Origin of the sequence: Sorangium sp. So ce281, assembly GCF_051527395.1 — a bacterium.
Taxonomy (GTDB): domain Bacteria; phylum Myxococcota_A; class Polyangia; order Polyangiales; family Polyangiaceae; genus Sorangium; species Sorangium cellulosum_B.
Window position 1 is genome coordinate 2,527,790 of the sequence record NZ_CP150322.1, and the last position, 18,965, is coordinate 2,546,754.

Sequence of the window (18,965 nt, forward strand, 5' to 3'; positions counted from 1 at the left end):
GGGAGCGCCCCTCACGACCTCCCGTGCCTAATGGCTGCGTTCACGCGGCGCGGGCGCCTCAGATCGCGTATCTTCTCCAGCTCGAAGAACCCCGCGAACGCGATGCCGAGCAGGGGATACGGGAACAGGATCGCCATCGTGAGCAGCACGCCGAGGTGGAAGAGCCAGGCGGCGCCGCAGAAGACGACAGCGACGCGCCGGCTGAACAGGGCGAGCGGCGCGCCGAGCTCCATCGCCAGGCTGGCGAGCGCGAGGGGCGGGAACAGGAACCGGTAGCGGACGAGCGCGCCGCCGAGCGGGGAGTGCGTGTCGCCGAGCGCGATCTTCCGGACGTTGTCGTAAGCGATGTAGTTGCGGAGGATATCGCTCGTCGCCCAGTCGAGGCCGCTGTTCCGGAGCTTCGTGACCCCGGCGATGAAATACGACATCACCGTGATCGCGCAGAGCAGCCGGATCGGCCAGCCATAGCGGCCGTCCGGCGCCGGCGCCGGGGTGCCGGCGCGGCGCGCGGCGCGCGCGTCGAGCGAGTGCGCGTCCGCCGCGGCCCCGAGGCTCAACGCGATGACGTGGAGCACGAGGAGGTTCTCGGTGTGGAACACCATGCCCCACGAGTTCCTGTAGGTCAGCACCCAGAGCAGGAGCGCGCTGAAGAGCGGACCGGCGACGCGGAACCGGTAGCCGGCGACGAAGGCAGCCCCGGCCGCGATCGCCGCGCCGATGAGGCCGCGCACCGCCCAGAGAGGCAGCGGCGCGGACAGCACCGAGCTCACCCCGATCGGCTTGAAGCTCCCCGGAGGCAGGTGGCCCACCCGCTGGAGGTGCACCGCGCGGGCGCAGAGGTACACGAGGGCGAAGGCGCCCACGAGCAGCCGCAAGAGCGCGAGCCGCTCGGCGGGCGCCTCGGCGAAGAAGGCGCGGTCGAGCCGCGCAAGGAGCCGCCTCATCGCGCGCCCACCTTGCATGTCGCGTGGAGCTTGGCGTCGATCGGGGCCTCCTGCCCCTCGAAGAACGCGACGGCATCGAAGGTGTCGGTCCGGAGCTCGACCGCGACGACATCCGCGTAGCCGTCCTGCGCCGCGACGCGCGACGCGATGCCGCGGCAGAGCGCGCGGGCCGCGCGGGCGCCCTGGCGGATGCTCTGCGCCAGCGTGGCCTTGGCCTGCAGCACCTCCTCGCTGCCCACGAGGCGCGGCGGGATCGGCCGCCGCCCGCCCCGGGAGTCCACGCCGACGGCGCGCTCCACGGCGGTCCGCGCGTCGTGGCGGCCCCACGAGAACATCGGGTAGGTCGACAGCGGAAAGCTGTCGACCGGAGGGCGGCGGAACAGCGGGGCGAGCATGAGGAGCAGGAACGCGGCGGTCACGCCGTACGCGTACGCCCGGCGCTCGCCGAAGCGAGCGGCCCCGCGCGGGCTCGATCCACCGCCGGCCCCGGCGCCCCCGGCGCCCCCGGCGCCGCCGCGCGGGCTCGATCCACCGCCGGCGCCAGCGCTCGCGACGGCCTCTCCCTCGCCGCCAGCGCTCGCGACGGCCTCTCCCTCGCCGCCCGCGCTCACAGAGGCCCCGCCGCCGGCGCGCTCCGCCCTGGCACGAGCCCGAGCATCCGGCCCCCGTGGCCGAGCGCGGCCCAGGCGTGCTGCACGTAATCGATGCGGATCCGGGGAGACGCCATGCTCTCGCTGAAGCCGCCCTCGATGACCACGTCGCGGCTGCAGGCGAAGCAGGTCGCGGGCGACCACTGCTGCCGCACGAGGAACCCGAGCACCCGCCGCATCAGCGCCTGGTCCTGCGCGAGGTCCTCGCCGCGCGCCTCCTTGACCGCCATCGCCGCGGCCAGCGCCTCGCCGAACCCCGCCGTCGCCGTGTTGTGCGGCGGCAGCACGTTGCCGAACCCGTACCCGCCCACGAGATCGGGCGTCACCTCGCTGTCCTCGTCGAGCACGAGCCGCGACTTGAACGCGACATAATCGAGGCAGAACCGCTCGTAGTCGTCGCGGCGGTGGTGCCCGAGCGCCGCGCGCGCCGCGAGGCAGTGCCAGTTCTCCTCCATGTACACGAAATCACTGGCGAAATGGTCCCAGTAGCGGTTCGCGTAGTAGTCCATGGCGCGATCGACGGCGGCGCGCACGGCGGCCGCGGGCGGGTACTCGGGGCTCGGCTCGCGGGCGGCGAGCGCCTCGAGCAGCGTCAGCGCGAGCACCGACTGGCCTCCCTCGTAGAGCTGCGTCGGGCCGAGGACGGGCGCGATGCGCGCGAGGTCGAGCTGCGGCGCGAACCCGCCGTCGTCCCGCTGCGTCGCGAGCACCATGCGGGCGAGCCGCCCGATGAGCGCGTCGTGCGTTCCGTGCGCGTCGCGGCACGTGAGGAACGTGACAAGGCTCAGCGCCGTGGGGTTGAGGCCCGCGATCGTCCCGGGGCTGTCCTTGGGGTAGAAGAGCGCGCCGACGGAGCTGCCTTCGCCGGCCTTGCGCTCGAGCTTCGCGAGCAGCCCGAGCGAGCGCTGCACCACCTTCGCGAGCTCCGGCGACGTGGGCACGCCCTCGGCGCCGACCCCGAGCTCGCACAGGGCGAGCGTCGTGCCGGCCTGCCGCGCGATCGAGAACCCGTCGAACGAGGCGCGCCCGGTGAACGGGTCGACGATGTAGCGGAACATGCCGTCCTTCCGCTGCGCCCCGAGGATGTAGCGCTGGGCGGCGGCCGCCGCCTGCTGCGCGGTCGCCTCGGCGAGCGGGACCGACGGCTCCCCGATCCGCGACAGGAGGTGGAGCGCGCCCTCGGCGTCGACGGCGTAGCTGAGCGTCTCGATCCGCACGAGGCCGTCCCGGAGCGCGGCGCCGCCGGCGGTGGGGCCGCCGGGCGGCTCCGGCTCGCCGAGGGCGCGGCGCAGGACCGCGAGATCCACGCCGAAGCGGAAGTCGGGGACGCCGGCCAGCGGCGCGTTCGTGTTGAACGCGTCGAGCGCGATGAGCTGCCACGGCATGAGGCACCGCTCCGCGAGGCAGAGGCCGTCGAGCCCGGGGCGCAGCGACAGCCCGTCGAGGCCTGGGCCGGGGGAGGCGAGCGGCTGCGTGGCCGAGACGACGTCGATCTTGAGCGGGCCGCGCAGGGCCTCGGCGAGCGCGGTGCGCAGCGCCGCCGCGGCGTCCTCGCCCGGCGCGGGCTGGAGGCAGCGGGTCGTGACGGCGGCGCGCTCGGGGTCGCGGCCGGGGGCGAGGTGGGTGACGACGAGGGTGGGGCGGCCGGGCTCCGGGGGCGCGGCGCACGCGGCCGGCGCCTTGGTCATGAGGGAGGGCGCCTTGGCCGGCGGCGGCGGCGGCGGAGGGAGTGCGTCGAAGGAAGAGAGCGCCTCGCGCAGCGCCGCCCCGGTGCGCGACGGCGCGCCGCCCGGCACGGGCACGACGTCGGCCTTGGCGACGCGGTGACGGAAGAGCAGCGAGAGGGCGGCCAGGACGACCAGCGCGGCGAGCGCGGCGAGCGCGGGCGAGGGCCGGCGCTTCGCGCGGAGCAGGCGGAGGCCGCCGGTCGAGGCGACGCCCCAGCACGCGAACGGCAGCGTGAGGAGCGCGACGACCGCCCAGACCGCGAGCAGCGCTGCCGCGATGCCGGTGCCGAGGCCGCGGTTCAGCGAGGCGACGTAGACGGCGGAGGAGAGGAGCCCGAAGCTCAGGAAGGCGAGGTAGCCGAGCGAGCAGAACGACGTCGCGCGGAAGGCGCGCGGCGCGAGCGGGTGGGGGAGGAGCGAGAGGACGGCGGTCGCGGCGTGGAGCAGCGCGAGCGCGGCGGTGACCACGGCGAAGAGCGTCCACGGCCGGAAGGGGAGGGAGAGCGCGGCCCAGGCGAAGACGGGGGCGTGCAGGGCGCTGAGCAGCCCGACGGCCCAGCGGTGCGCGGGCGGGCGCGGGGAAGCGATGCCGCGGCTGGCGAGCGTGGGGGATTCGGCCGTGGGGGCGCCGTCCTGGAGCGGCTCCGAGGGCGGGGGGGGATCGGTGTCGGGCGCCTGCATGGTGCGGCGACGCTTATCACGATGGGCGGCCGAGGACCCCCGGGGTTCGAGGCGATCGGGGCCCCACGCCGGAGAGTGCCGGGGGGTACCGGGGGGCCGTGGCGCCTGGGGGCACCGCGGAGCGGAGAAGGGCGACGCTGGAGCGGTTCGGGGCCAGCATCGACCGGTTCGCCGCTCGGACGGAGCGTCCCTTGCGGCGGGGGATGATAGGATCAGGATGAGTCGATTGCGCCGGAGTCGTCAACGCGTGCGCAGAGGGACACGGAAATGGCTTCAAAGGGAAAGCCCGCTCGTGCGGGTACGGGGACAGCAATGAAGCTCGCCATCAGGGCGGGTGGAGCGGCTTTCTTGATGGGCGCGTGCCTCGGGTGCAATGGGGTCCTCGGGATCGATGCGGGCGTGTCTCGTGAGGTCGGAGCGACGGGCGGAGGGGAATCCACGAGCTCGACGGGCTCGACGGGTGGTGCGGGCGGAGGGGAATCCACGAGCTCGACGGGCGGTGCGGGCGGAGGGGAATCCACGAGCTCGACGGGCGGAACGGGCGGAGGGGAATCCACGAGCTCGACAGGCTCGACGGGCGGTACCGGCGGAGCCCACGAGGAAGGAACAGGAGGGGCCGGAGGTGCACCTGCCTGCGATGACATCAACTGGGCGCATTGGCACCCGGACCTCGACGTGGCTCGGTGGGAGAGCGACGCGGCGAACAAGATGGACTACACGGTGTTCGATCCGAAGACGTCGCTTCTATGGGCGCTCGTCGCGGAACCGGATGAGCTCACCTGGGAGGACGCAGAGAAGCGCTGCGAGAATTCCGAGCTGGAGGGATATGACGACTGGCGGCTGCCGTCACGCATCGAGCTGGTCTCGATCGTGAATTATAAAGACCACTCTCCGGCTATCCCGGACCACTTTCCGGCTATCCCGCTGTTCACAGGGACGGTCGATGAAGATTTCCTCTGGTCGACGCCCATTGCGGAACGCTCCTCTCCGCAAGCGTGGTGCGTCCACGTTGATGACGGCTACGTCGCGATCTGCGGGAAAGATACGTGTTCGGAGCAAGCCGAGGCGGACGGGAAGTGTCATATGGGAAAGGAGCGGCATCGCGTTCGTTGCGTTCGGACGGCAGGACCGAGGAGCGGAGCCTGTCACGAATACGAGTTGGACGTGGAAGGCGTGGAGGTCGTGAGAGACAGGGGAACGGGCCTGACGTGGGAGCGTAACGCCGACACGAGCACCTTCACCCGAGATGCCGCGGTGGGTCACTGCGACGAGCTGACGCTTGACTGGGGCAAGCCATGGCGGCTCCCCAGTCTTCAAGAGCTGCACACGATCGTGGACCATGCCAGGGCCTATCCAGTGATCGACCCAGAGTTGTTCCGCGGTCCAGATCTGTCCTCCAATGCAGCGTACTGGTCGTCGGACGATTATCCCTACTCAAGCGAGGTCTGGGGGCTGAATTTCTGGGCCGGTTACACCGTCAGCCGGCCGCCATCGGACTCCGGCCTCGTTCGCTGTGTTCACGGCGAACCCGACGACGTCCCGTGACTCGGCCCCATCGAGCGCCGTTCGCCGGGCGCGGGGCCTTGGACATGCGGCCGGAAGGCAGGCTGCGGGTCGCCTCGCCTGCTCTTGGCCCTTTTGTCGAGCTGACCCCTTGCTGCCAGGGCGAGGATGCTGTCCCCTGGCAGCGGCTCTCTTCCGGGGTCCCACGCCTGCCCTCCCCGACCCGCGCCTGCTCGATGGACACTCTCGTCAAGACCGGTGATGTCCTCCTTGGCAAGTACAGGGTCGAGCGCGTGCTCGGGAAAGGTGGCATGGGCCTCGTCGTCGCGGCCCGCCACCTCGAGCTGGGCGAGCTGTTCGCCATCAAGTTCCTCCTGCCTTCCACGCCCGAGCAGCCCCAGCTGGTCGAGCGTTTCGTGCGCGAGGCGCGCGCCGCGGCTCGCCTCCGGAGCGACCACGTGGCCCGGGTCCATGACGTCGGCCGCACGGAGGCGGGGGCGCCGTACATGGTGCTGGAGTACCTCCAGGGCAGCGACCTGCGCGAGCTCGTCCGCGAGAAGGGGCCGCTGCCCGTCGAGGACGCCGCGCTGTTCGTGCTGCAGGCCTGCGATGCGATCGCCGAGGCGCACGCGGCCGGGATCGTGCATCGCGACCTCAAGCCTGCCAATCTCTTCCTGATCCGCCGCCCGAACGGCAGCCCGAGCATCAAGGTCCTCGACTTCGGGGTCTCCAAGCAAACGGGCGTCGACGAGGTGGAACTGACCACCACGGGCGCCATGCTTGGGTCGCCGATGTACATGGGGCCCGAGCAGGTCGCATGTTCGAAGTCGGTCGACGAACGGACCGACATCTGGGCGATGGGGGTCGTGCTGTACGAGCTCGTGACAGGCCGAAGGCCGTTCGAAGCCGAGACCGTCCTCAAGCTGGCCGCGCTGGTGCTGCAGGCAGAGCCGGCGCTGCCGTCCGAGCTACGGCCGGACCTTCCGCGGTCCGTCGAGGAGGTCATCCTGCGCTGCATGCGCAAGCCGCCCGAGGAGCGGTTCCAGAGCATCGGCGAGCTCGCCGCGGCGCTGCGCGCGGCCCTGCCCCTGGCCGCCTTCGCGGCGTTTCCCGGCGCGACGATCGCCCATCCGGCGCGGCCCCGCGCGGCGTCGACGCCGGACTTGAAGCCGGCGGGTGTGCCTTCGCTGGCGCTGGAGCCGACGTCCGCAGCGCCCACCGGCCCTTCGTCCACGATGGCGACCCTCTCGATCGAGGCGCCTGCCGCGCCGTTCGCGGCCACGGTGGAGAGCGCGCCTGCGATCATCGAGCCGAGCACGACGGTCGCTGTCGCTGAGCCCACACCGGCGCTCCGCGAGCCCACCCACGAGGCGCCGAGGGCCACCGGAGTTGCGCCGGCTCCGCGCCGGAAGACGACAGTGGCCATGGCCGTCGGGGCGGCGGTGGCGCTCGCGGTCCTGGGCGGCGGAGCATGGTTGTTCGTCCGCGGTCGCTCGTCCGGGACTGCTGTGGCGCCTGCGTCGGCGGTGCCGGTGGCCGTCACGCCTGTCGAAGCTGCGTCGCCTGCCGAAGCTGCGTCACCCGCCGAGGCTGCGGCGCCCGTCCAAGCTGCGGCGCCTGCGCCTCCCGCACCCAGCACGTCGGCGAGCGCCGCGGGCAGGGCCTCGCAGCAAGCCCTCGCTCCTTCGAGCGCGCCCGCCACGCCTACCGCGCCCGCCGCCGCGCGCGCGCCGTCTGCGCGGCCGTGGGCGCCGGGCTCCACGACCCCGCGGCCCAGCCTCTGGTGATGTGATCGTGACCAGCCTACCGTCCCGTGCCTGTACGCTCGCCCTGGCGCTGCTGCTCGTCCCCGCGACCGCGGGCGCGCAGGCCGCCGATCCGAGGACGATGGCGGCGGCCCAGTCCCTCTTCGAGCAGGCCGTCGTGGAGATGGACAGCAAGGACTACGCGAGCGCCTGCCCCAAGCTCGAGCAGACGACGCAGATGCTCCCCAACGCGCTCGGCGCGAAGGAGACGCTCGCGAGGTGCTACGAGGCCCAGGGCCGGCTCGCGAGCGCGTGGGCGCAGTACGGGCTCGTGGAGGCGCTGGCGAGCCGCACCGGTCAGGCTCAGCGCGCCGCCGCTGCAGGCAGGAAGCTGGTCGCCCTCAGGCCGACGCTCGCGACCTTGACGGTGGAGTTGCCGGACGCCGTCCGCCGCCTGCCAGGGATCTCGATCACCCTCGATGGGCTCGCGCTCGGCGCCGCCGTCTGGGCGGCGGCGCTGGCGGTCGACAGGGGCGAGCACGTGATCGAGGCCAAGGCGCCTGGGCATCGCCCCTGGTCGCGCAGGGTCGTGATCGGCGAGGATGGCGCGCACGCGCGCGTGGAGGTGCCCCTGCTCGAGGCGGAGCAAGCCGCTCCGGCGCCCGTGACGCCGGCGCACGCAATGCCCGCGCCCGTGACGCCGGCGCCCGCGATGCCCGCGCCCGTGACGCCGGCGCCCGCGATGCCCGCGCCCGCGATGCCCGCGCCCGCGATGTTCGCCCCAACGGCGCACCCCTGGCAATGGCCTGTCGGCATCGCGGCGGTCGCCGCCGGGGCCACGGGGCTCGGGGCGACCGGGGTGCTGGCGGCGCTCGCCGCCGGAAAGAAGAACGCGAGCAACGAGGAGGGGCATTGCGACGCGCGGAACACGTGCGACGAGATCGGGCTCGACCTGCGCGCTCAGGCGATGCAGCTCGGGAACGGGGCGACGGCAGCGCTCGTGGTCGGCAGCGTGCTGGCGGCGGGAGGCGTGGTGCTGCTCGTCACCGCACCTTCGCGGAAGGACAGGCCAGAAACGACGGGCGCTGTCCGCTGGGGAATCGACGTCTCGCCGGCGCGGGTCGGGGTGCAAGGGGCGTGGTGAAGGACGGTCTCACGGATTGGCGATCTGGTTATAGTACCACTTCTGGTTGGTGCCGGAATGGCAGTGAAACATCTTTATCTTCGCGCCGCCGTACGAGCTGGCTTCCCAGACGTCCGCACACATCGCCGGGTTGCCGACCGAGACGAGCCGCCCCAGGAGGTCGCGGTTCCACTTCTGGCTGACGCGGCCGTCGCAGGCCGTGGCGTTCAGCGCGTCGCCCGGCTGGAGATTCCCGCCGTCGAGGCACTTGCCGCGGATGAGAAGCTCGCTGTTCACGGTGCGGGTAAAGCGCTGGTTGTCGTTGGTGCCCGAGCAGGCCCAGAGCTGGAGTGACGCCCCCGGGTACGAGACGTTGAGGTCGGCGCAGAGGCCGATCTCGCTCTCGATGTTGAAGGTGGCCCCGCCGATCCCCGAGTCGCTGCGGCGCCACTCCTGGTTCTCCCCGCGGTGACAGTACTGGAGCAGCAGCGGCGCTCCGAGGTCGCGGTTCTGATAGCCGATGTCGATGCACATCGAGCGGCCATACTCGTCCGTGATCCCGCGCAGCATGACCCGGCCCGGGAGGACGACATCCCACTTCATGTTGCCTCCACTGCGGCAATCTTTCACCACGATCGGGCTCAGTCGCCTCGTCCCCAAGGCGTTGAGACACATGTCATTGTGGACTCTTAGCTCGCCAGTCGTGGCGTTGTAGCTCCAGCGCTGGTTGGCGTTCCCCGGAATGCAGTCCCACATGAACACGTGGGTCCCGTCCACGGCTTGCGGCGCATCAAGGCAGCGGCCGTGCATCATGCTCACCAGCGAGAACGCCGAGCTGCTGCCGGTATCTTCGACGGCGGCTCCTCCCGTGGAGCCGGATCCATCCACGATCTCGAGCGCCTCGTCCGCATCGCCGATGCTCTCCGCCACCGCGCCATCCTCGTCCTCCGAAGGATCGCCCGCCTCCGTGTCGGCCGCTACCGCGCACCCCGTGGCGACGAGGCTGGCTCCGACCACAAGCAGCAAGAAGCGACGCCCCACAATGCTCTTTACAACGCTCTTCATGACCATGAATCTCCTGTCGCATGCCCCTGAGGTGCGGCGCGCTTCGGTGATGAAGCGCCGTTCCCTCGGCTCGCCTGGAGCGCCAGAGCATCCACTGTGCCAGGTCGGATGGGCGAGCAGCTCACCGCCGATCGCGCTGTTCAGCGCCGAGCGCAAGCGTTGTGCAGTGCCGCGCGCCGGGCAGCGAGCGGGGCGCGCCGGCGCCGAGCAACGCTTGCGTTCGCTCTGCGGCGCGGTGAGCAACGTTTGCGTTCGCTCTGCGGCGCGGTGAGCAACGTTTGCGTGACCGGCGCTGCGCCCGCGCGCTGCCCCGACGCCGCCACCTGGCCCGCGAGTTGCCAGAGCGGAATGCGGATTGCAGCTCAACACGCCACAGCGAGACAGCACGATGCATATTCAATATGGCTCCTCGAGGACAGGGAACAGGAACGACACGCCGCGTCCGGCCCCGTTGGACGCCGCGGGCGTCCTCTCGGCCCCCGCGCGGCGGACAGGGCGATCGCTCCTGCGCCGGGCCACGCTGGCCCTCGCGGCGGTGGTCGCGGCGGGCTGCGCGGACACGGGCGAGCCGCTCCCGGCCGAGCCGGTCGCCGGGGCCTCGGCTCCGCTCGTGGCATCGCCGCCGTCGCCGGTCGCGCTATGGCACCTGGATGAGGATTGCTCGAGCACGGTCGTGATCGACGACTCGGGCAACGGCGCGAACGGCGTGAGGTACAACGGGGCGGGGTGCGGCGCAGGTCGCGTCGACCGGGGCGCCGCCCTCGACGGCGCCGACGATCGCATCGAGATCCCGGACCGCCCGGCCTTCCACTTCACGACGCAGATGACCGCCGCAGCGTGGGTGAAGCCGTCGAGCACCTCGGGCCTCCGGACCCTCGTGAACAAGTGGTACGCGATGGACTCGTACGCGCTGCACCTCCAGGACGGTCAGTTCCGGTTCAGCGTCGCCTTTCCCGGTGGGACCTGGGGGACGACGGTCACCGTCGCCGCTCCGGCGACCCCGGGCGTGTGGTCGCACGTGGCGGGCGTCTACGACGGGACGCGCGTCTCGCTGTACGTGAACGGCGCCCTGGCAGCGTCGGCCACCGTCTCGACGGAGCCCCGGGCGCTGCAAGACTCCACGCGCCCCATCGTCATCGGCAATCACCCCTCCTCGAACGCCTACGCCGGGACGATCGACGAGGTGCGCCTCTACGATGTCGCGCTGACCGCCGCGCAGGTCAAGGCGCTCACCAGGAACATCTACCATGTCGCGACCACCGGGCTCGACACGAACCCGGGCACGCTGGCCAAACCCTTCAAGACGCTCGTGAAGGCGGGGCAGACGGCGCAGGTCGGCGATACGGTCTACGTCCGCGGCGGCACCTACTTCACGGACAGCGCGAGCCCGGTGAAGCTCGACCACCTCGGCACCGAGGAAGAGCACATCGTCTTCCAGCCCTATCCCGGCGAGTCGGTCGTGCTCGACGGCAGCCTGGGAGGGAGTGGCAACGAGAACATCCTGCAGATCCGAGGAGCGTACTACGACATCCTCGGGTTCGAGATGCGCGACGCGAAGGGCGCCGCGATCAACCTCTGGAAGTGGGACGGGTCGAGCAGCGGCAAGCACATCCGCATCGCGGGGAACACGATCCACGGCTCGTTCAAGGGCGCCGTCTATCCCGGGCACCAGTCGACCCATATGCGGTTCGAGAACAACGTCGTCTACGATAACGTGAAGATCAACGCGGACAAGCTGCAGTTCTGCCACCAGGGCGGGTGGCCGTCGGCGGTGAACCTGACGCGGGGCGGCGACGTGGTCGTGGGCAACACGATCTACGAGAACTTCGGGGAGGGCATCGGCGCCTACGGGACGAACCACCACGTCGCCGACAACGTGCTTCACGACAACTACAGCGTCGACCTCTACCTCAGCAACCTCGCCGACTCCACGATCGAGCGCAACTTCATCTACTCGCTGAGCGAGCCGGCGTTCCACAGGCCCTACTGCCCGGACGGCGTGAGCTGCCCCGCTCGACCCGCCGGCGTGACGGCTTGCACGTGGGCCGGGGACCTGCGGATCCCGGCCGCCGCGGTAGGGATCTCGCTCGCCAACGAGAACCCGGGCGACGTCTTCCTGGACAACAACCTTGTCCGGAACAACATCGTCGTCGGCCCCGGCCCCTCGGCCATCCCCCGCCGCACGGTCCTCCAGCTGAGCGCGTGGGGCGGCACGGGGCCGAGCGACATGGGTCGAACCAGGATCGAGAACAACACGGTGGTTGGCTCCGGAGACGCTGAGCTGTTCGGCATCCGGGGCCCCGCGCCCTCCGCCGCCGGCGGGCGAGCGCAGGTCGTCAACAACATCTTCTACCAGCTGAGGAGCGACAGGCCGCTGACCAGGTTCAGTCACACCGTCAGGATCGACTTCGCCAGCAACAGCTGGTTCGGCGGCAACGGGAGCTCCTCGCCGGGGGGATCGGGGCAGAGCGCGAGCGACGTGATCGGAGACCCGTTGCTCGTCCACGAGGAAGGCACCGAACCCGACGCTTTCCGGCTGCTGGGCGGCTCACCCCTCAGGAACCAGGGGACGCTCCTCCCCGACGTCCAGGAGGACTTCTTCGGCACCCCGCGTCCCCAGGAGAGCACCCACGACATCGGTGCTCACGAGGTGGCGGTGAGCCTCCTGGGCGAGCCGGTATCCCTGTCCGGCCGGGCGAGCGCCCGGTGAGGGGACCGGGCCCCGGCGGAGCGCGCCGGGTACCCGGCGCCCTCAGGACGGCCGCTTCGCCGGGCGCACCGCGATACCGTACTGCTTCAGCTTGAACACGAAGGTGCGCGTCGGCATCCCGATGAGCTCCGCCGCGCGCGTCTGCACGCCGCCGGTCGCCTCGAGCACCTCCTGCATCCGCCGCCGCTCGAGCTCCTTCAGCTCCTCGGCGATCGGCCGGAAGCGCGGCGCCGACGAGGGCGCGCCCGGCGGCGACGACGGCGCCCCCGGCGGCGAGGGCGGCGCGCGTCCGCCGGCCGGCGCGCCCTCGCCGGCCGGCGCGGCAGGCCCTCGCCCCGCGATGCGGTCCGGCAGGTTCCACAGCTCGACGGCCTCGCCCTCCGCGGTCGCCGCCGCGAACTCCATCGCGTTCTTCAGCTCGCGCACGTTGCCCGGGAACGCGTAGGACGCGAGGGTCGACAGCGCGGCCTCCGAGAGCTCGAGCGGCGCCTTGCCGCCGCGGGCGCGCGCCTCGGCCAGGAAGAGGCGCGCCAGGATCGGCACCTCGCGCGGGCGGTGCCGCAGCGGCGGCAGCTCGACCACCGCCGTGCTCAGCCGGAAGAGCAGGTCTTCGCGGAAGCGGCCCGCGCGGCTCTCGGCCTCGAGGTCGCGGTTCGTCGCGGCCACGACGCGGAAATCGACCTCGCGCTCGCGCACGTCGCCGAGGCGCGTGATCCGCTTCGCCTCGAGCGCGCGCAGCAGCTTGGCCTGCGCGCCGAGCGGCAGCTCGCCGATCTCGTCGAGGAACACCGTGCCGCCGTTCGCCCGCTCGAGCAGGCCGGGCTTCGGCGCGCGCGCGTCCGAGAAAGCGCCCCGCTCGTACCCGAACAGCTCGCTCTCGACGAGCGTCTCCGGCAGGGCGGCGCAGTTCAGCGTGATCATCGGCTTGCTCGCCCGCGCCGACCAGTGGTGCAGGGCGGCCGCGGCGTTCTCCTTGCCGGCCCCGGTCTCGCCGAGGACGAGCACCGAGAGGTCGCTCGCCGCGAGCCTTCGAATCAGCTCGAACACGCGGATCATCGCCGGATCCGCGAGCACGACCTCCCGCTCGCCGACGCGGTGCCGGACGGCGGTGTCCGCGGCGAGGGCCACCGCGCCCGGCCCCGCGATCGCGGCCGCCGCGGCGGCGCCGGAGACGAGCGTCTCGGCGTCGCCGCCGTCGGCCGGGTACGACGCGACGCCGCCCCGGGCCTCCGGCGCGAGCGGCGCGAGCGCCTCCAGGAGATCGAGCGTCGCCGCGCGCGCCGCCTCGGGGCCGAGCTCGGGCATCAGGACGACGAGCTGCGCGCCGCCGCTCCAGGCGAGGACATCGATGAGCCGCAGCGCCGCCGCGGCCGCGACCCCGGTGGCCTCCCTGTCCTTCCCGCCGCCGGCCGACACGACGGCCACGGCGAGCGGTCTGCCGTAATCGCCTGCGCGCGCGAGCTCTTCCTCGAGGCGCCGGCGCCAGCGGCCCGTGTCGACGGTGGCCCGGTCCGGCGTCCGGGGCTCGCGCCGGAGGATCAGGAGGGCGTCGCCGATCGCGACGACGTCGCCCGAGGAGAGGAGGCGCGAGCCCTCCAGGCGCTCGCCGTTGACGAGCGTGCCGTTGTGGCTCTTCAGGTCGATGAGCTGCACCTCGCCGTCGGCGACGAGGAACTTCGCGTGCCGCCGGGACGCCGCGGCGGCGGCGACGCAGATCTCCGCGTCGGTGGAGCGGCCGACGAAGAGCACCCCCTCCCTGGGCAGCGGGAACCGCCGCGACGAGGAGCCGTCGATCACGAGGAGATATGCGGCGGCGTCCAGATCGCCGCCGGAGAGGTCACCTCGGTGGAGGCTCTGGGTCTTCGCGCTCGCGGGCGACTTACCCACCGTATCGCCCTCCGTGCCGAGCGGCCTCCCGCGCGCGCCGCCTCCGTGAACCCGCCCTCGCGATCATGGTGACCTGGATACCCCTCGATTGCCGCTGGCGTCCAGCGGCGGGTTGCCCGGCGGAGGGGTCGGTGCCGGGCGCCTGCGCGGGGAGGCGACGCGTATCACGACGCCGGGCGCGGTCGAGCGCCGCCGTCGCTCGACCGCGGCGTGAGGGCGGGCGGGCCTCGTCGCGCTCGCGCAGGGCGGCGGCCGCGAGTCCCGGGGCCGAGGCGCGCGGGGCTTTACGCCGAGGGCGCCTCGGAGGGCGAGACGCGTGGAGCCTTCGTTCGACTCAATCGGTGGCGCATCTGATGAGGGCGCCGGCGTCCGCGCAGATCGCGGACATCTCTGTTCCTCCGTTCCTGCAGGTGAACCAACTGACGTTGGCGAGGTGGTGGAGGCCGATTACCTTGCCAGACCCGGCATCGATGATCGGCGACCCGCTCGATCCCCCTTCGCTGTCGCACGAGTAGCCGATCTGCGAGCTCGTGACCGTGCCGGAGTAGGTCTGATCGATCGCGTTGACCACGCAGGGGAGGGTATGCGCAGCATCCTTCCAGTAGCCGACTTCCTTCGGGCGTCCGCCCGGGTGCTGAAGGAAGTAGATCTCATCGCCGACGCTGGGCGCTTTCGTCGTCGGGGTGAGCGCGCCCCAGGTCGCCTGGGGGTTGCCCGGCAGCCCTATCAGCGTGTAGTCGAGGCCGCCTCTGGACCGGGTGCGGGTCCGGCTGTTCGTCTTCAGGAGGGAGCCGCCCCCGACGCTCACGCCTGCCGCCACCATCGGGTCTCCGCAGATAGGCCTCTGGTAACCAAAGCGGGCCTCGAGTGTGTTTGCCTCTTCCTGGGTGCTGATGCAATGGTTGTTGGTGATGAGCGTGGTGTTGCGGGCGTCCCCGGTGGCGATCAGCCAGCCCGTGCACAGGTATACGCCCCCGTCTCTCACGAAGCTCAGCCGCGCCACAGGCCCCTGCAGGGGTTCGAGCTCCGAGTGGCACGCGATATCCTCGCGACCCTCCGTGGCACACACGATATCCGGCGTGCCTCCGCCGGGTCTCCTCGCGAGGGAGGCGCTGCCCGGCGTCACCTCGCCCGATGTCACAGGCTCCGGGGCGATCGCGATCGTCCCGTGGCCGATGTCCGCGATCGAGAACCCGTGGCCACCGCCGGTGCTGCTGTGCAGCTCGACTCGTCCCGGCTCGCCGCATGGAAGCGGCGTAGGCGGACGAACCGCATAGGATAAGAGAGGATGACGAGCCTGGCAAACACGCCTGTCCGCCGGCCGCCGGGGGCGTCGAGGTGCGGCTGCGGTGCTAGGCCTCGAAGATCTCGCGCGCGCGGCCGAGCTCTGCCGGCTCCACCAGCACTTCGAGCCTGTCGCCGGCCTCGAGGATCGTCTGGCCTCGGGGCACGATGGTCCCGCCCTCTCGGTGAATGGCGCGAATGAGCACGCCGGCGGGCAGGCCGAGCTCGGCGATATGTTTGCCGACGACGGCGGCCCCGGGCACGAGCTCGAACGTGCGGGTCCTCGGCTCTGTGCCGGCGAGGGTGTGGGTCGTCGGATCGTAATGCGCCGCGAGCTCGTTCACCACGGTCTCCGGCGAGAGGGGCGTGCTCGTCGTGTAACCGCCGCGAGCGAGCAGGTGCGTCGCCACGGGCATCGTCAGCGCCACGAACGCGATGATGACGATGGCCCGGGTGGTGACGGCCGGGTCGTAGAAATGAAGGGCGGAGGCCGAGATGATGCATGTCATCCCGAACACCGAGGCCTTCGATGTCACCTGGAGTCGCGTGAACAGGTCCGGCATGCGCAGGATGCCCACGGCCGCGAGCAGCATGAAGATGCATCCGACGACGAGGAGCGCGCCCTCGACGAACTCGAGGATCACGACGCCTCCCCCTGCCGCTCGACGTAGTACGCGAACGCGATGGTGCCGAGGAAGAAGATGAGCGACAGCACCATCACCGCATCGAGGAGGACGCCGTGGTCGGTCACCATCGCGTAGAGGGCGATGCCCCCGCTGCCGACCGTCGCCATGAGGTCCATGGCGACCACGCGGTCGGGGAGGCTCGGCCCGAGCAGGAGACGGATGAACGCGACGACGAACGCCACCGTCACGACGGCGATCGCGACGAGCAAGATCGGGGTCATCGGAAGAGCTCCTTCACGCGGCGCTCGAGGTCGCTCTTGATGGTCGCGCGCAGCGCGTCGGCGCTGTCCACGAACATCGCATGGACGAAGAGGACCGTGCGGTCGCCCGAGACGTCGAGGCCAAAGGTGCCGGGCGTCAGGGCGAGGAGGATCGTCAGCACGGTGATCTCGAGATCGGTCGTCAGATCCAGGGGGACCGCGACGATGCCGGGGCGGCTCTTTCGCCGGATCGAGATGACGTCGCGGGCGACCCTGAGGTTCGCCCGCACCATCTCTCTCGCAAAGAAGAGCATGAACGACAGCACCCCTGGCAGCTTCTCGAAATAGGTCGTGGGGCCGATCAGGCGCCGGAGCCAGAGGAGCAGGAGGTACCCGAGGAGGAAGCCGAAGACGAGGCCCCCTGCGGTGGCGCGGCCGGTCAGGCCCACCCAGACGATCGCCAGGAACAGATTGAGAACGAGGGCTCTCATGGGCGACCCTCCCCCAGCACGGCGCGCACGTAGTCGGTCGGATCGGCGAGCTGCGCTGCGGCCCGCCGGACGACGGCGAGGAGCGGCTCGGGCGCCATTCCGAGCGTGACGCCCAGCGCGGTCAAGAGGACGACCGGCACGTACAGGAGCGCGCGACGCCGCGTCCCGCTCTCGCGCGGGGCGAGGTCGGCCCCGGCGGGCGCGGGCTTCCAGAAGGCCTCGTTCCAGATCTTCGTCATCGAAATGAGGGTGACGAGGCCGACGGTGAGGCTCGTGGCGACGACGGCCGCGGCCCCTCGCGAGCCGACCTCGAGCCCCGATCGCACCAGGATGAGCTTGGCCCAGAACCCCGACAGGGGCGGTATGCCGGCGAGGGAGAGGGCCGTGACGAGGAAGCAGGCGGAGAGCCCGGGGCTCCGCGCGAGGAGCCCGCCCTGGAGGTCGAGGCGGGCGTCTTTCCCCCCGGATTGCATGATCCCGCTGATGAGGAAGAGGTTCGACTTGATGATCGCGTGGTGCAAGACGAAGAAGATCGCCCCCGAGAGGGACGACAGCGTGAACAGGCCGAGGCCCATGACCATGTAACCGACCTGGCTCACGCTGTGAAACGCGAGGATCCGCCGGACCTCCCGGTGGGACACCGCGCCGAGCACGCCGACGGCCATGGTGAAGGCCGCGATCCCGAGGAGGAGCGCGTGGGTGGCTTCCCGGTCGTCCACGAAAAGGAGGGTGAAGCTGCGCACGAGGGCGTAGACACCCACCTTCGTCAAGAGCCCCGCGAACAGTGCGGTGACCGTCACGGGGGGCGTGTGATACGAGTCCGGCAGCCAGAAGAAGAGGGGAAAGACAGCGGCCTTGATGCCGAACGCGACGAGGAAGATCATCGCGAGGGTGAACCGGATCGGCGGCGCGAGGCTCGGCAGCTTGAGCGAGAGGTCAGCCATGTTGAGGGCGTGCACGGACCCGTAGAGGATGCCGAGGCCGGTGAGGAAGAGGGCGCTCGAGATCAGGTTCATCGCGACGTACTTGATCGCGCCCTGCATCTGCGGCCGCTCGTTGCCGAGCACCAGGAGGACGAAGGACGCGATCAGCGTCACCTCGAACCAGACGTACAGATTGAAGAGGTCGCCGGTGACGAAGACCCCGTTCGTCCCCATGAGGAGCGCGTGCATGAGCGGGTAGAACCCGTGCGCCCGCCGCCCGCGGTCGATGTCCGACAGGGAGTAGATCGACGTGACGACCGCGATGACGCCCGAGAGCAGGACCATCAGCGCGGAGAAGAGGTCGGCCACGAAGGTGATGCCGTACGGCGCGGGCCAGCCCCCGAGCTGGGTCGATTGAATGCCTCCCCGGTGCACGGCGCGGAGCAAGGCGAACCCGACGGCGAGCTGAAGTACGCTCCCGACGAGCCCGAGCGCGCGCTGCCTCCCCGGGCGCCGGAAGGAGAGGAGCGAGAGGGCCGCCGTGGTCAGGGGGACGAGGACGGGCAGGACGAGGAGCACCTTCATGGGCGGGTCGATTCGAGAGAGTCGATGTCGTCGCTGCCCATCGTCCGATGAACGCGATGAAGGAGGACGACGGCGAACGCGACGACCGCGAAGCTGATGACGATCGCCGTCAGGATCAGCGCCTGGGCCACCGGATCGGCCGGCGGCGCGTGGAAGGCCCCTTCCCCCTTGGGGATCAGCGGGGGACGGCCGCGGACGACGCCGGCTGCCGTGAGGATGAGGAGGTTCGTCCCGTGCCCGAGCAGCACGAGGCCGAAGGCGAGCTTCACGATGCTGCGCCGGAGCATGAGAAACAGCCCCGACGCATAGAGCCCGCCGACGACGATCGCGAGGAGGACCGTCATGCGCTCATCTCCGCGGCCATGAGGAGGATCATGAGCACCATGCCCATCACGGCGGCATACACGCCGACGTCGAACAGCACCGGCGTCCCCACCGCGACGTCGCCGAGCCCCGGCACGGGGACGGTCGCCCACACGCCTTGCAGGAAGGATCCGCCGTCCACGAGCCCGATGACGCCCGAGAGCAGGATCGTCGAGAGCCCGAGCCCCATGAGCGTCTGGGGCGTCACGCGGAGCAGCTTCCGCGTCGAGGGGACGTCGTGAGCGAGGATGTGGAGCGAGAACGCCGATGCGATGATGAGCCCGCCGAGGAACCCGCCCCCGGGCTCGTTGTGACCGCGGAGGAGCGCGTAGATCGAGACGATGATCAGGAGCACCATCAAGACCGGCGTGGCGGCGCGCAGGATGAAGGAGGGCATG

The 18,965-nt window shown here is 71.3% G+C and carries 16 protein-coding genes; 4 read left to right on the forward strand and 12 right to left on the reverse strand.

The genetic code is table 11. The features are described 5' to 3' along the window. Positions 1–11 precede the first annotated feature (11 nt). From WMF27_RS09725 to WMF27_RS09735, 3 genes are read right to left on the reverse strand one after another with little or no spacing between them, the layout of a single operon-like run. Complete coding sequence (locus WMF27_RS09725; RefSeq protein ID WP_437769204.1) at positions 12–944, reverse strand: HTTM domain-containing protein; 933 nt, start codon at positions 942–944, stop codon at positions 12–14. Beyond that, entirely contained in the window at positions 941–1,555 is a 615-nt protein-coding gene (locus tag WMF27_RS09730) for a hypothetical protein (protein WP_437769203.1), read from the reverse strand. Before WMF27_RS09730 ends, WMF27_RS09725 begins: the two co-directional genes overlap by 4 nt. Continuing rightward, a complete protein-coding gene (locus tag WMF27_RS09735) occupies positions 1,552–4,002 on the reverse strand; it encodes a hypothetical protein (protein ID WP_437769202.1) in 2,451 nt (816 codons plus the stop codon). The genes WMF27_RS09730 and WMF27_RS09735 overlap by 4 nt, the downstream gene beginning before the upstream one ends. A gap of 720 nt (positions 4,003–4,722) precedes the next feature. On the opposite strand from WMF27_RS09735, the gene WMF27_RS09740 reads away from it, so the two are divergent. From WMF27_RS09740 to WMF27_RS09750, 3 genes are all read left to right on the forward strand, one after another. After that, the gene (locus WMF27_RS09740) at positions 4,723–5,547 is read left to right on the forward strand and encodes a DUF1566 domain-containing protein (RefSeq protein ID WP_437769201.1); all 825 of its coding nucleotides are present in this window, start codon (positions 4,723–4,725) and stop codon (positions 5,545–5,547) included. A 194-nt stretch (positions 5,548–5,741) separates the two neighbouring features. After that, positions 5,742–7,292: a serine/threonine-protein kinase gene (locus WMF27_RS09745; RefSeq protein ID WP_437769200.1), complete on the forward strand. Its 1,551-nt coding sequence runs from the start codon at positions 5,742–5,744 to the stop codon at positions 7,290–7,292. A 7-nt stretch (positions 7,293–7,299) separates the two neighbouring features. Continuing rightward, complete coding sequence (locus WMF27_RS09750) at positions 7,300–8,394, forward strand: hypothetical protein (RefSeq protein ID WP_437769199.1); 1,095 nt, start codon at positions 7,300–7,302, stop codon at positions 8,392–8,394. A 9-nt stretch (positions 8,395–8,403) separates the two neighbouring features. On the opposite strand, the gene WMF27_RS09755 is transcribed toward WMF27_RS09750, so the two are convergent. After that, the gene (locus WMF27_RS09755; RefSeq protein WP_437944076.1) at positions 8,404–9,438 is read right to left on the reverse strand and encodes a ricin-type beta-trefoil lectin domain protein; all 1,035 of its coding nucleotides are present in this window, start codon (positions 9,436–9,438) and stop codon (positions 8,404–8,406) included. Positions 9,439–9,826: 388 nt separating this feature from the next. Here WMF27_RS09755 and WMF27_RS09760 point away from each other — a divergent pair, with 388 nt between their 5' ends. After that, positions 9,827–12,148 carry a LamG-like jellyroll fold domain-containing protein gene (locus WMF27_RS09760; RefSeq protein WP_437769197.1) on the forward strand — a complete coding sequence of 774 codons (2,322 nt, stop codon included), beginning with the start codon at positions 9,827–9,829 and terminating at the stop codon, positions 12,146–12,148. Positions 12,149–12,190: 42 nt separating this feature from the next. Here the strand turns inward: WMF27_RS09760 and WMF27_RS09765 are convergent, their stop codons facing one another. From WMF27_RS09765 to WMF27_RS09800, 8 genes are all read right to left on the reverse strand, one after another. Beyond that, complete coding sequence (locus tag WMF27_RS09765; protein ID WP_437769196.1) at positions 12,191–14,035, reverse strand: sigma 54-interacting transcriptional regulator; 1,845 nt, start codon at positions 14,033–14,035, stop codon at positions 12,191–12,193. A gap of 334 nt (positions 14,036–14,369) precedes the next feature. Further along, entirely contained in the window at positions 14,370–15,038 is a 669-nt protein-coding gene (locus tag WMF27_RS09770) for a trypsin-like serine peptidase (protein WP_437769195.1), read from the reverse strand. A 349-nt stretch (positions 15,039–15,387) separates the two neighbouring features. Further along, the gene (gene mnhG, locus WMF27_RS09775) at positions 15,388–15,963 is read right to left on the reverse strand and encodes a monovalent cation/H(+) antiporter subunit G (protein ID WP_437769194.1); all 576 of its coding nucleotides are present in this window, start codon (positions 15,961–15,963) and stop codon (positions 15,388–15,390) included. Beyond that, a complete protein-coding gene (locus tag WMF27_RS09780) occupies positions 15,960–16,226 on the reverse strand; it encodes a monovalent cation/H+ antiporter complex subunit F (RefSeq protein WP_437769193.1) in 267 nt (88 codons plus the stop codon). Before WMF27_RS09780 ends, mnhG begins: the two co-directional genes overlap by 4 nt. Then, positions 16,223–16,696 carry a Na+/H+ antiporter subunit E gene (locus WMF27_RS09785; protein WP_437769192.1) on the reverse strand — a complete coding sequence of 158 codons (474 nt, stop codon included), beginning with the start codon at positions 16,694–16,696 and terminating at the stop codon, positions 16,223–16,225. The genes WMF27_RS09780 and WMF27_RS09785 overlap by 4 nt, the downstream gene beginning before the upstream one ends. Further along, entirely contained in the window at positions 16,693–18,204 is a 1,512-nt protein-coding gene (locus WMF27_RS09790) for a proton-conducting transporter transmembrane domain-containing protein (protein ID WP_437944077.1), read from the reverse strand. The genes WMF27_RS09785 and WMF27_RS09790 overlap by 4 nt, the downstream gene beginning before the upstream one ends. Beyond that, positions 18,201–18,548: a Na+/H+ antiporter subunit C gene (locus WMF27_RS09795; protein ID WP_272101619.1), complete on the reverse strand. Its 348-nt coding sequence runs from the start codon at positions 18,546–18,548 to the stop codon at positions 18,201–18,203. Before WMF27_RS09795 ends, WMF27_RS09790 begins: the two co-directional genes overlap by 4 nt. Beyond that, complete coding sequence (locus tag WMF27_RS09800; protein ID WP_437944078.1) at positions 18,545–18,964, reverse strand: Na+/H+ antiporter subunit B; 420 nt, start codon at positions 18,962–18,964, stop codon at positions 18,545–18,547. The genes WMF27_RS09795 and WMF27_RS09800 overlap by 4 nt, the downstream gene beginning before the upstream one ends. Between the last annotated feature and the right edge of the window lies 1 nt (position 18,965).

Coding starts and splice junctions, on each gene's coding strand:
- WMF27_RS09725 (WP_437769204.1), bottom strand. CDS start 944: ATGAGGCGGCTCCTTGCGCGGCTCGACCGCGCCTTCTTCGCCGAGGCG.
- WMF27_RS09735 (WP_437769202.1), bottom strand. CDS start 4,002: ATGCAGGCGCCCGACACCGATCCCCCCCCGCCCTCGGAGCCGCTCCAG.
- WMF27_RS09745 (WP_437769200.1), top strand. CDS start 5,742: ATGGACACTCTCGTCAAGACCGGTGATGTCCTCCTTGGCAAGTACAGG.
- WMF27_RS09755 (WP_437944076.1), bottom strand. CDS start 9,438: ATGAAGAGCGTTGTAAAGAGCATTGTGGGGCGTCGCTTCTTGCTGCTT.
- WMF27_RS09760 (WP_437769197.1), top strand. CDS start 9,827: ATGCATATTCAATATGGCTCCTCGAGGACAGGGAACAGGAACGACACG.
- WMF27_RS09780 (WP_437769193.1), bottom strand. CDS start 16,226: ATGACCCCGATCTTGCTCGTCGCGATCGCCGTCGTGACGGTGGCGTTC.
- WMF27_RS09785 (WP_437769192.1), bottom strand. CDS start 16,696: ATGAGAGCCCTCGTTCTCAATCTGTTCCTGGCGATCGTCTGGGTGGGC.
- WMF27_RS09790 (WP_437944077.1), bottom strand. CDS start 18,204: ATGAAGGTGCTCCTCGTCCTGCCCGTCCTCGTCCCCCTGACCACGGCG.
- WMF27_RS09795 (WP_272101619.1), bottom strand. CDS start 18,548: ATGACGGTCCTCCTCGCGATCGTCGTCGGCGGGCTCTATGCGTCGGGG.
- WMF27_RS09800 (WP_437944078.1), bottom strand. CDS start 18,964: ATGCCCTCCTTCATCCTGCGCGCCGCCACGCCGGTCTTGATGGTGCTC.